Origin of the sequence: Methylobacter sp. Wu8 (assembly GCF_036440755.1) — a bacterium.
In the GTDB taxonomy this organism is placed as follows: Bacteria; Pseudomonadota; Gammaproteobacteria; order Methylococcales; family Methylomonadaceae; genus Methylobacter_A; species Methylobacter_A tundripaludum_A.
Genome location: NZ_JAZGVT010000011.1, coordinates 1 through 12,380 on the forward strand (window position 1 = coordinate 1; position 12,380 = coordinate 12,380).

The 12,380-nt window shown below is 52.3% G+C and carries 7 protein-coding genes; 5 read left to right on the forward strand and 2 right to left on the reverse strand.

Going from position 1 to position 12,380, the window contains the following annotated elements:
- A partial coding sequence (locus tag V3O24_RS00275) for a flagellin (RefSeq protein ID WP_331305604.1) occupies positions 1-1,827 on the forward strand: 1,827 nt, incomplete at its 5' end.
- Positions 1,828-2,336: 509 nt separating this feature from the next.
- Here V3O24_RS00275 and V3O24_RS00280 read toward each other — a convergent pair.
- A complete protein-coding gene (locus tag V3O24_RS00280) occupies positions 2,337-2,780 on the reverse strand; it encodes a host attachment protein (RefSeq protein ID WP_104425329.1) in 444 nt (147 codons plus the stop codon).
- A 254-nt stretch (positions 2,781-3,034) separates the two neighbouring features.
- Between V3O24_RS00280 and dnaE the strand changes: the two genes are divergently transcribed.
- The gene (gene dnaE / locus V3O24_RS00285; protein ID WP_331305605.1) at positions 3,035-6,520 is read left to right on the forward strand and encodes a DNA polymerase III subunit alpha; all 3,486 of its coding nucleotides are present in this window, start codon (positions 3,035-3,037) and stop codon (positions 6,518-6,520) included.
- Positions 6,521-6,582: 62 nt separating this feature from the next.
- On the opposite strand, the gene V3O24_RS00290 is transcribed toward dnaE, so the two are convergent.
- A complete protein-coding gene (locus V3O24_RS00290) occupies positions 6,583-9,009 on the reverse strand; it encodes an Rne/Rng family ribonuclease (RefSeq protein WP_331305607.1) in 2,427 nt (808 codons plus the stop codon).
- Positions 9,010-9,505: 496 nt separating this feature from the next.
- On the opposite strand from V3O24_RS00290, the gene rluC reads away from it, so the two are divergent.
- From rluC to V3O24_RS00305, 3 genes are read left to right on the forward strand one after another with little or no spacing between them, the layout of a single operon-like run.
- Complete coding sequence (gene rluC, locus V3O24_RS00295) at positions 9,506-10,465, forward strand: 23S rRNA pseudouridine(955/2504/2580) synthase RluC (protein WP_104425326.1); 960 nt, start codon at positions 9,506-9,508, stop codon at positions 10,463-10,465.
- Positions 10,449-11,102: an HAD-IIIA family hydrolase gene (locus tag V3O24_RS00300; RefSeq protein ID WP_104425325.1), complete on the forward strand. Its 654-nt coding sequence runs from the start codon at positions 10,449-10,451 to the stop codon at positions 11,100-11,102. Before rluC ends, V3O24_RS00300 begins: the two co-directional genes overlap by 17 nt.
- A 6-nt stretch (positions 11,103-11,108) precedes the next feature.
- Complete coding sequence (locus tag V3O24_RS00305) at positions 11,109-12,074, forward strand: S49 family peptidase (RefSeq protein ID WP_104425324.1); 966 nt, start codon at positions 11,109-11,111, stop codon at positions 12,072-12,074.
- Positions 12,075-12,380 lie beyond the last annotated feature (306 nt).

The following is a 12,380-nucleotide window of genomic DNA, read 5'->3' on the forward strand; positions in this document are numbered from 1 at the left end:
CTGCAACGGATGCGCGAGTTGGCCGTACAGTCCGCCAACGACTCCAACAGCGACACCGACCGCACCTCTATCCAGAACGAAGTCAAATCGCTTTACGATGAAATTGACCGGATTTCCGCCACTACCGACTTCAACGGTGTCAAGCTGTTTTCCGGGGCCGGCGCCAATCAAAGCCGCAGCATTCAGGTCGGCGCCTACGCAGGCCAAAGCATTAACTTCACCATCGGCCAGACCGACACCAAAACCTTGGCGTTGAACAGTTCGGTGGCGGCAGGACAAACCTACTCAGGACGCGTTACCAATACCTCGACGACGGCAGGCGATATGACCATTAACGGCGTATCCGTGGGCGGCGTAGCCGCCGGTGCGTCTGTTGCCAATATAGCAGGCCTGGAAACAGCGATTAACGCCACGTCCTCAACATCGGGCGTGACTGCGGACGCCTTTAACAAAGTCACCGGCTCGCGCGCTTCAGTGGCCGCCGACAAAGCGGTTACCGGCTTGACCATCACCGTAGCCACAGCCGCCGGCGCCGCAGGCACTGCGGTAACCATAGACACCGCCGTTTCATTATCGCAATTGGCCGACAATATCAACCGGCAGGTCGGCGGCGTCGACGCGTCCATCGGCAAGGACGGCAATCTGATATTGACCAACGATAACGGCGCGGCAATAACGATTGGCGGCACCACTTCTAACTCCGGCTTGACCGCAGGAACCTATAACGGTTTTCTGGGCCTTACCAGCGGGGACGGCTCCGATATTAAAATCGGCACGTTGACAGCCAACGATCCAAGTGCAATCAACACCTTCGGATTCAACCAAGGCACCGGCAACGGCAACGTGGTCGGCGACGGCGACATGTCCGGCTCAGTCGCCACCGGTGCAGCAGCCACCACTGCCCTGAACGTACTGGCCGGCGTTTACGACACTGTAGCCACTTCGACCGACGTGGTAAAAATCAACGGCATACTGGTCGGCTCCACCGCAACCGGCAGCGCGGCGGATAAAGCCGCTGCGATCAACGCGATCGGCGATCAAACCAACGTCACCGCGACAGCGAAAACGACAGCTTATGTCACCGTAGCCGGATCGACACTGGCAGCAACCAACAAGTTCTCTATTAACGGCACCGTCATTTCGCTGGCGGCAACCGATGTGGCGTTATCCGATGTGGTAACCAAGATCAATGCAGCCGGTGTCGCGGGCGTCAAGGCTTCCGCGGACGCCGTTACCGGTAAGTTGTTGCTGACTTCGGATTCAGGCGTCGATATTATCGTTGCCGACGATGATGGCGCAGGCGCAACGGGTGGCGGCGTGTTCACCGCAGTCGCCGACAGCTCGACCGGCACCGCAACCACGATTGCCACTGCCCAGTTTGTCGGTGTCCGCGGCAGCATCAGCCTAACCTCGTCCAACGGCGGTTCAATCCGAATCGATGGCGACGGTTCTGCCTCCGGCGGCACCGGTTTGGCCAAATTCGGCCTGGTTGCCCAAAACAACGACGACGTGGTGATTGGCGGCGGATTGGATGTCAGCACCGCTGCGGGCGCGACCGCCGCGATCAAGGCTATCGACGCCGCGATCAACACCGTTGTCGCCAAACGCGCCGCGATGGGTGCGGTACAAAACCGTTTCACCTCGGTGATTTCAACTTTGCAGATTTCGTCCGAGAATATGACTGCATCACGCAGCCGTATTCAAGACACAGATTTCGCATCGGAAACGGCGGAATTGAGTCGTACCCAGATCCTGCAACAAGCAGGTACAGCAATGCTGGCTCAGGCAAACCAATCCAGCCAAGGCGTGATGCAGCTGTTACGTTAATCTCGAAGATAACTTGTTCATAATATTGCCGTCTGTCAGTTTCTATAACTTACAGGCGGCAATTTTTCAAAATTGAAATAATAGAAGCTCCCGTCAGAACGAATAAGCGGCAAGGCCTGCATTGAGTACGTCAAAGTTCCGAACAGATTGGCACGATCTCTCATGGCTTAAGCCGTAACATTGGCTCTTAAATGCGGGAAATGGTTTTGATTCAATATTATTTGTGCACAGCAACAATCAGTGACTTAGCGATGCCTTTAAATGTGCCGTTTAAAGTCTGTAATGTAATTGTAAGTTATTGATAGTTTGTAAAATTATTGATTTGTTGAGTTTTTGTACGATTTAACAAAACACTAATAAAAACCGCAGGTAAGCGATAAATAAAACAATCAATACACAGAGTTATCCACAGATTTTGTGTGTAACTATTGGAGGAATTCCAAGTGTTGTGTTTTGTGTAGGGTAAATTTTCCCGCTTCTGCACCGGAGTGCAGGAGCGGGAATACTTATCAAAGATTGGGTAAATACTGGGGAAGGTGTTGGCGAATATCGGCGGCGCTAAGCGTGGTGATATTTTTATCAAGTTCGAACTGAACCAGTTTTTTAATTTGATCCGGCAATTGGTGGCGCAGCAAGCCAAGAAATGAGGGTTCCGAAACGATCAGTAACTGCTCAAATTTGTGTGCGTTGTGTGCATCTTCCATATATTGGGCGACGTTGCGCGCAAAATTTTCGGCTTCGTGTTTTTTCGGGTCGGTAGGTTGCTCAAATGCGTGTCCGCCTGCACCGACGCTTTTAATTTTTCCAGGCAGGTCCGAAGTTATTTCCCGGTCATGCAAACGGCCTTCCGCATGAGAAAAATCTTCGATCTCTTCTAAAGGGGAAGAAGGCGTGTCAGCGCTAAAAATGCGTGCACGAGTATTATCAGCAACGAGTATCCAGGTTAATTTCATGTTTGTTCCTTCTGTGGCAGATTTTGTTTAAGTAACGTGCTACTTGAAAAGCCGTTGAATCTGAATCCCCGGCTTTGTACTGCAAGCCACAGAGTAGAGGAATCCAGCCCTTCAGGCAATAAGTATTAATACTAGGAGGCTGTGGTGTAAAAGGGCTTTGTTAATAGTTTTGTGTTTTGAACACACGGGCTTTTGCATACGCGGTAAAATAACCCGTCCGTAACGCTTCTTTCTAACTCCAGTCCATATTTTCCATGCAGCCGGCATTTGTCCATTTAAGACTTCACACCGAATTTTCTCTGGTAGACGGGATCGTCAAAATCAAACCCTTGGTCAAGCGTCTGGCCGAGTTAAATATGCCTGCGCTTGCGGTCACCGAGCATGCCAATCTGTTTTCGCTGGTCAAATTTTATAAAGCGGCATTGGGGCAAGGCATCAAGGCGATAGCCGGTTCCGATGTGCTGATTTTCAATCCCGAAGATCCCGCGACACCCTACCGTTTGACTTTGCTGGTCAACAACCATACCGGTTACATCACGCTGACCGAGTTGATTTCAAAAGCCTATCAGGAAGGTCAGCACCAAGGCGTGCCGATGCTCCGCCAGGAGTGGATAGTAGCCAACCATAACGGCCTGATCGCATTGTCCGGCGCAATGAGCGGGGAGATAGGCAAGGCGCTGTTGGCCGAAAACCGTGATGCGGCCAAGCGGCTGGCGGAGTTTTGGGGCGGCTTGTTCGAGGATAGCTTTTACCTGGAATTGCAGCGGGTCGGAAAACCCGAAGAGGAGCGTTATATCGCCGCCGCCGTCGAGTTGGCGTTGGCGACCGGTTTGCCGGTGGTGGCGACCAATGATGTGCGCTTTGTTCATCAGCAGGATTTTGCAGCCCATGAAGTGCGGGTCTGCATCAATCAGGGCCGGGTTCTGGACGATAACCGCCGCCCCAAGGATTATACCGATCAGCAATATCTGCGTAGCGCCGATGAAATGCAGGCGCTGTTTGCCGATCTGCCCGAGGCCTTGGAAAACACCGTAGAAATCGCCAAACGCTGCAATTTAAAACTGACGCTGGGCAAAAACTTCCTGCCGGATTTTCCGGTGCCCGAAGGCATGAACCTGGGTGAGTTTATGGCCGAGGAGGCCATGAAAGGCTTGGAGGAGCGTTTGCAGCACCATCCGGCGGTGGGCAAGGATACCGATGAGGAAAACCGGCGCGTTTATTATGAACGCCTGGATTTCGAGTTGAAAATGATTACCCAGATGGGTTTTCCCGGCTATTTCATGATCGTTGCCGATTTTATCCAGTGGGCGAAAAATAATTTTATCCCGGTCGGTCCGGGGCGGGGCTCCGGTGCGGGCTCGTTGGTGGCTTACGCGCTGAAGATCACCGACCTCGACCCTATCGAATTCGACCTGCTGTTCGAGCGGTTCTTGAATCCCGAGCGGGTGTCGATGCCCGACTTCGACGTGGATTTCTGCATGGACCGCCGGGATGAGGTGATCGATTATGTCGCCCGGAATTACGGCCGCGATCATGTCGCGCAGATCATTACCTACGGTTCGATGGCGGCGAAAGCGGTTATCCGCGACGTCGGCCGGGTGCTGGGTTTCGGCTATGGGTTTGTCGACCGGTTGGCCAAGCTGATCCCGTTTGAAATCGGCATGACGCTGACCAAAGCGCTAAGCGACAGCCCGGAACTGAAACAGCTTTACGACACCGAAGAGGAGGTCAAGGCGCTGATCGATATGGCGCTGTCGCTGGAAGGCACGTCAAGGAATGCGGGCAAACACGCCGGCGGCGTGGTGATTTCGCCGACCAAGCTGACCGACTTTACCCCGTTGTATTGCGACCAGGACGGCAATAACCTGGTCACCCAGTTCGATAAGGACGATGTCGAAGCGGTCGGCCTGGTCAAGTTCGACTTTCTTGGGTTGCGGACGCTGACCATTATCGATTGGGCGTTGCAGGACATCAACGCCAAGCAAAAGAAGCTGGGCAAGCCGCCGGTCGATATAACGACCATTCCCCGCGATGACGCCGCGTCATACGAATTGCTAAAAAACGCCCAGACCACTGCGGTGTTCCAGCTCGAATCGCGCGGCATGAAGGAGTTGATTAAAAAACTGAAACCCGACTGCTTCGACGACATTATCGCGCTGGTGGCGCTGTTCCGTCCGGGGCCTTTGGAATCGGGCATGGTCGACGATTACATCAACGTCAAGCACGGGGCCAAGGCGGAATACGCGCATCCGTTGCTGGAGCCTATCTTAAAGCCCACTAACGGCGTTATTTTGTACCAGGAACAGGTGATGCAGATCGCCCGTGAAATGGCGCTGTACACACTGGGCGGGGCGGATATGCTGCGCCGCGCGATGGGTAAGAAAAAACCGGAGGAAATGGCCAAGGAGCGGGATAAATTCACCGCCGGCGCGATAGAAAACCAGGTCGATGAAAAAATCGCCACTTACGTGTTCGACCTGATGGAGAAGTTCGCCGGTTACGGTTTCAATAAATCGCATTCCGCCGCTTACGCGCTGGTCGCCTATCAAACCGCCTGGCTGAAAGCCCATTACCAGCCCGAGTTCATGGCGGCGGTGATGTCCGCCGATATGGACAACACCGACAAGGTGGTGATTCTGATCGAAGAATGCCGGCAGATGAAGCTGGAAATTATGCCGCCTACGATCAACGTTTCAAAATACAAATTCACCGTTAACGATCAGGGTCAGATCATTTACGGCTTGGGCGCGCTGAAAGGAGTCGGCGAGGCGGCCATTGAAGAAATGCTGATCGAGCGGGAACAGAACGGGCCGTTTTCCGGTTTGTACGATTTATGCAAGCGGATGGATTTGCGCAAATTCAACAGGCGGGTGCTGGAGGCGTTGATACGCGCCGGGGCGTTTGACGAATTCGACGATAACCGGGCCGGACATTTGGCGGAATTGCCGACCGTATTAAAAGTCGCCGAGCAGCACGGCAAAAATGCGCAAACCGGCCAGAACGATTTGTTCGGGCTGGCCGTCAATGCCGATGCCGCGGATGATGCCGACGCTTATTCGACTGTGGTTGAACCGTGGTCGGAAAATGAACGGCTGGCGGCTGAAAAGCTGGTTCTGGGCTTGTTTTTGACCGGGCATCCGATAACCCAGTACGAGCCTGAATTAAGGCAGTTTACCCACGGCACCATAGCCTCGTTGCTGGGCGATGTGGAGCGGTCCAGGGGCAAGATGGAGGCCCGAGCGGCCGGTTTGGTCGTCGAAGTGCGCACCCGTCAGACCAAGAGCGGCAAAACCATGGGCTTTGCGACGATTGACGACCGAACCGGCAGGCTTGAGATTGCGGCTTTTGGTGATGTTTACGAAAAATACCGGGGCATTTTTTCCCGCGACAGTCTGTTGATTGCCGAAGGGGCGTTGGGTATTGACGATTATCTGGGGACGCTGCGCTTGTCGGTTGAAAAACTGTATAGCATGGAACAGGCCAGGGAGGCTTTTGCCAGAAGCATTCAGTTGGTGTGGAATGCGGGGGAGCAGGAAGATCATGGCTTTGTTACGAAGCTGATGGCCGTGCTGGAACCTTTTAAAGGCGGCGGCTGTCCTGTAGGTATTAGTTATACATCAAAGGATGCAAAAGCGAATCTGTTGTTGGGCGATGCATGGCGCGTCCATCCCACCGATGAACTGGTGGCGCGATTGAGAACGTTGTTGGGGAACGGGGCGGTAGAGGTTAGGTATCGATAGGTGGTGTGCCGGGGATCCTGTTCTTGCTGTGGCTTGAACAGGCTTCCCGGCCTACTTCGACGTTATTCCGTTTCTTGTCTTACCGCTTCAGCGGGTTTTGGCGTCGCTTCAACAACCGGTTTTGGTGCCGGAGCCGCCGGTTCAGCAACAGGCGCCGGTCTTGGCGCATCCGAATCCTGGCTGCCGCTGTTAACCTGTTTTGGGGTTTCGGCTTGATGATGCTCCGGGCGCTCGGTTCTTTCCGCTCTCGCTGCAAAGTCGTTGTCGTAAGAACGGGGAGCCGGGCGCGACTCGTCGTTGCTTTCGCTGGGCGCGTCATGGTTAGCATTTGAATCGCCGTCCGTTTCAGGCTTTTTGTAGTTGGGATTGCGCGGACGTCTGCGGTTCGGCCCCCTTCTGGCATTGCCTTTCTTGGGATGTTCTCCGGCAACTGCCGCTGGGGCGGCAAGTTCCGGCACAGACGAAATAACTTCACTGACATCAGCCGCTTCGCTTTTAACCTGTTCTGATTTAGCTACAGGCAGGTTAGCCGGGTCGAGATTGCGTCTTACGTTTCTGCCTTGGCCGCGCGGAGGACGGTTTTGACGAGGCGACTCCTGAGCTTGTTCCGGTTTTTGCGCCGGTCCTTGCTCAGTCGCTTGAACTTGCTCTCTTGGACCGCGTCCTTGCCCGCGGCCGCGGCTGCGTCCCCTACCTTTTTCCTGGACTTGTCTGTTGTCTCGCTCCCTGCTTCTGCTCGGTTGACTCTCGTCAGCCGGTTTGGCTTTTTCAGTGATGGGTGTCGCCGTTTCCTTGGCTTTAGGCGCGGCGCTGGAACCTACAAGCTTATGCCAGAAGCGTTGTATCAGGCTGGCCGATTCATTTTTGCTTTGCACGGGCGCAGGAGAGTCATGCAGGAATTCCTTGACCGCCGCTTTTGTCGCGCTCGGTTTTACTTGCTGGGCAAACTCAGGGATGGTGATGTCTTCGGCTTTTATCTGCAAGTAGCTGGCCTTGCTGTCGCCGGCCTCTTTTTCCTTGATGCGTTCAATGTCATAAGCCGGTGTTTCCAAGTGCTTGCTGGGCAGGATCACAATGCCGACTTTCAGGCGGTTTTCAATTTGCTCGATAGCGCTACGTTTCTCATTTAACAGGAACGTCGCGCACTCAATCGGCAAGTGGGCAATGACTTTTTCCGTGCCTTTTTTCATCGCTTCTTCTTCAAGAATGCGCAGTACGGAAAGCGCGACCGATTCTACGTTGCGGATCGTACCTTGGCCTTTGCAGCGAGGACACGGCAGTTGTGTGGAATCGCCGAGTGACGGACGCATCCGTTGCCTGGACATTTCCAGCAGGCCGAAACGCGAGATGCGGCTGGTCTGGATGCGGGCGCGGTCGATTTTAAGGGCGTCGCGCAGGTGATTTTCGACGGCTTTCTGGTTCTTGTTGGACATCATGTCGATGAAGTCGATCACAAACAGGCCGCCCAAATCGCGCAGTCTCAATTGGCGGGCGATTTCATCGGCCGCTTCCAGGTTGGTGTTCAGCGCCGTTTCTTCGATGTCGCTGCCTTTGGTGGCGCGTGCGGAGTTGATGTCGATCGAGGTCAGCGCTTCGGTGTGATCGATGACGATCGAGCCGCCCGACGGCAGTGAAACTTCGCGGCCATAAGCCACTTCGATTTGGGATTCGATCTGGTAACGGTTAAACAGGGGGACTGCGTCCTGGTACAGCTTCGCCTTGGGCAAAAAGTGCGGCATGACTTGCTTTAGGAAGTTTTGCACCAGTTTGAAAGAGTCTTCATTATCTATCAGGATTTCATCGATATTGCCGCGCAAATGGTCGCGCAAGGCCCTGATGATAACGTTGCTTTCCTGAAAAACCAGGAACGGCGCTGTCTGTTCGCCTGCCGAGCGTTCTATGGCTTCCCAGAGTTGCAGCAAGTAGTTTAAGTCCCATTGCAGTTCCTCTGCATTTTTGCCGCATCCGGCTGTCCTAACAATGAGTCCCATGCTTTCAGGGATCTCAAGCGCCGCCATCACTTCGCGCAGGTCGCTACGGGTGTCGCCTTCTATGCGCCGCGAAATGCCGCCCGCTTTCGGGTTGTTGGGCATCAGCACCAGATAGGTGCCGGCCAGGCTAATATAGGTGGTTAAAGCTGCGCCTTTATTGCCGCGTTCTTCTTTTTCAATCTGAACAACGATTTCCTGGCCTTCTTTAATCAGGTCTTTTATGGCTGGACGACGGCCGTCGTTTTCGACGCCATCTTGTGTTTGACGGTAGAGCGGAGAAATTTCTTTGAAAGGTAAAAATCCGTGTTTTTCAGCGCCGTAGTTTACAAAAGCGGCTTCTAAACTGGGTTCTACATGGGTTACTATCCCTTTGTAAATGTTGGATTTTTTTTGTTCTTTCGAAGGTACTTCTATGTCAAAATCATACAGTTTTTGACCGTCTACCAAAGCGACTCGCAGTTCTTCCGGCTGCGTAGCGTTGATAAGCATTCTTTTCATTCAATATTCCTTGTTGTGTCCTGCTCCATGGTCAGATTTTACTGATCAGACTGGTTTGGGTCATCGTGTTTGTGTAGGGGTACTAAAGCCACTTCTACATATCTTAGTTTTTACGGTCTTTTTTCCGTTTCTGCGTGTTGTAGTTAGTACCCCCGGTCACCACATAGGTGAAAACCGAGGGTAGTTGCACGGACAGAGTCTAAGCAAATAAATATTCTTTTTTCAGTCTTGGTTGTAAATTCCGTCTTAAACAGGAGTTATAGATCGTTCGTCTAGGGTCGAACGATGAACCCGAAAATCTTACAATGATGAGCCAGCGGGAGTAGTTAATCGCTGTTTTAATCATCATTGAGTAGCGCTCTAAGGCGGTGTTGTTAGCCAAATCGCAGAGCAATAGTATGTTTTTTATATAAAAAACTCGCTTAATATAGCAATGTTATTGCCATACATCAATTTAAAGAATCAATCATAACCAGATGCTGGTATTATTTGCATTATGAATAGTGAAGATAAAAGCGTAATCCCCAAAGTTCAATTGGTCGAAATTACCGAAGAAAACAGCGATCAACGATTGGATAATTTTCTAATTGCCCGTTTGAAGGGGGTGCCTAAAAGCCGCATTTACCGGATCGTTCGTAAAGGTGAAGTGAGAGTCAATAAAGGCCGCGTCGATGTTAAATACCGTTTGGTTGCAGGCGATATAGTCAGAATTCCGCCGGTCAGAGTGGCCGAGCGTAGCGAAGAATCGTATGTTCCGCAGGGTTTGCAAGCTGCGTTGCAGCAAGGTATTTTGTTTGAGGATGATGGTTTCCTGATTGTCAACAAACCCTCGGGTTACGCCGTACACGGCGGCAGCGGCGTCAGTTCGGGCATTATCGAAGGGCTGCGCCTGATAAGACCCGAAGCGCATTTTTTAGAGCTGGTGCATCGGCTCGATAAAGATACCTCGGGCTGCTTGATCATCGCCAAAAAACGTAGCGTATTAAAGAAGTTACATGAGCTGTTTCGTGACGATCACATCCATAAAACCTATCTGGCTTTGTTGGCCGGGCAATGGGCCCGGAAAAAACAGGTGGTTGATGCGCCCTTGTTAAAAAATGTCAGTCAAGGCGGAGAACGCATGGTGGTGATCAGCAAAGCCGGTAAAGAGGCCGAGACGCTGTTTCGGCGCTTGAAATTATTTACCGACTCGACGCTGGTCGAGGCTTCGCCAAAAACCGGACGCACTCATCAAATACGTGTTCATGCCGCGAGTCTCGGGCATCCGATTGTCGGCGACGAGCGTTACGGGCGCGATGACATCAACCGCAAGTTTAAAGACCGGGGCTACAAGCGCATGTTCCTGCACGCGGAAAAATTAAAGTTTCAACATCCTGTTACCGGGGAGCCGTTAACCATTTTGGCGCCTTTGCCACAGCAATTGGAAGATTTGTTAAAACATGAAGAACAAGTTTGATTTAATCATATTCGATTGGGACGGCACCCTGATCGACTCGATAGACTGGATCGTCCACTGCCTGCAAACCGCGGGAAAACAGTGCGGCTGCGATATTCCCGAACCTCAGGCCGCAAAAGACGTGATCGGCCTGAGTATCAGAAAGGCCTGCGCCAAGCTGTTTCCCGGAGCCGATGATGAAACGCTGACGCAATTGACGGACTGTTACCAGCAAACCTATTTGTCCAGACAGCTAAGCCGCGAAGATTTATTTCCCGGCGTTTACGAAATGCTGGTCGAACTGAAACAGGCCGGTTATCAACTGGCCGTTGCTACCGGCAAAACCCGGACCGGATTGCAGGAAGCGTTGCAGGCGACAGATACGGAAGATTTGTTCTGCATCACCCGTTGTTCCGACGAAGCCGCTTCTAAGCCCGATCCGCTGATGTTGCATCAGATTATGCAACATGCCAACGCGGCGAATGAACGGAGTTTAATGGTCGGCGATTCCACTCATGACTTGCAAATGGCGATGAACGCCCAAATATCGTCGATAGCGGTATCGTGCGGAGCGCACCCGCAAGACATACTGCAACAATACAGTCCGCTGATATGCTTGCAGCAGCCGGCGGAATTGCTGAATATTATTAGAGGTTAACAAGGCATGGACAATCAGAACAAATCCGAAGTGATTCGCGAATCAGGCTGGGAGCGCGAAGTTATTGAAAAACTGGCTCTGGCCGCCGTCACCGAGCAGACAAGAGCGAGGCGTTGGGGCGTTTTTTTTAAGAGCTTGATGTTTGTGTACCTGATCGCCGTGTTCGGCGTAGCGATGTATCCAAAGCTCAGTGGCGATATTGGCGCCGACAGTAAGGGGCATACCGCCGTCGTCGATGTAGTCGGCATGATCGCCGAAGGCAAAGACGCCAATGCGGACAGCATTATCGAAAGCTTAAGAAATGCGGTCAAAGACGAGCACACCAAAGGCATTATCCTGCATGCGAATTCGCCGGGCGGCAGCCCCGTGCAATCCTCTTATGTGTACGAGGAAATCAGGAAAATTAAAAAAGAACATCCCGATTTGCCGATTTATGCAGTGGTCAGCGATATTTGCGCCTCAGGTTGTTATTTTATCGTATCGGCCAGCGACAAGATTTTTGTGAACCCTTCCAGTCTGGTCGGCTCCATAGGCGTACTGATGGACGGCTTCGGCTTTGTCGACGGCATGCAAAAACTGGGCGTGGAGCGGCGTTTGTTCACGGCCGGCGCGCATAAAGCCATGCTCGATCCTTTTTCACCGTCTAAAGAAGACGAAACAAAGTATATACAAGGCCTGTTAAACCAGGTTCACCAGCAGTTTATCGATGCGGTTAAAGCCGGTCGCGGCGACAGGCTTAAAGAAAATCCCGACATGTTTTCAGGGCTGGTCTGGACCGGCGAAGAAGGCGTTAAGCTCGGCATAGTCGATGGCGTCGGCACTCAGGACAGTGTCGCCAAGGAACTGATCGGCGCGGAAAAACGGGTGGACTTCAGCCAGCAGGAGCATTTGCTCGATAAAATCGCAGGCAAGCTGGGCGCATCTTTCGGACAAGCAGTCGGCAGTATGGTTCAGGGATTATCGCTACGTTAAAAGTTCAGTGCCGATTCAGGCGGAGGGCTTAAAATGATTTTCGCCCGATAATGGAACACGGATGGCTTAGACAGAACGGATTTTTAAAAGCCGGAACCAGGTTTGTTGGGGACTTTTAATCAGTGATTATCCGTTTAGGATCGTGCATAAATTAATTTAGGCAATTACCATGAAGAGCATGAAGGACATGAAGACTTAAACCTTTCATGCCGCTTCATGTCCTTCATGGTTAAAAAATGAAAAATACAACTTGCTCAAGTTATTTTATGCACGTTCCTTAATCCGCGTCATCCGTGTTCTATTTTG

What these genes read in the sequence shown, in the direction of transcription:
- V3O24_RS00305 (WP_104425324.1), top strand. Translation starts at nt 11,109, where the DNA reads ATGGACAATCAGAACAAATCCGAAGTGATTCGCGAATCAGGCTGGGAG.
- dnaE (WP_331305605.1), top strand. Translation starts at nt 3,035, where the DNA reads ATGCAGCCGGCATTTGTCCATTTAAGACTTCACACCGAATTTTCTCTG.
- V3O24_RS00300 (WP_104425325.1), top strand. Translation starts at nt 10,449, where the DNA reads ATGAAGAACAAGTTTGATTTAATCATATTCGATTGGGACGGCACCCTG.
- V3O24_RS00280 (WP_104425329.1), bottom strand. Translation starts at nt 2,780, where the DNA reads ATGAAATTAACCTGGATACTCGTTGCTGATAATACTCGTGCACGCATT.
- rluC (WP_104425326.1), top strand. Translation starts at nt 9,506, where the DNA reads ATGAATAGTGAAGATAAAAGCGTAATCCCCAAAGTTCAATTGGTCGAA.
- V3O24_RS00290 (WP_331305607.1), bottom strand. Translation starts at nt 9,009, where the DNA reads ATGAAAAGAATGCTTATCAACGCTACGCAGCCGGAAGAACTGCGAGTC.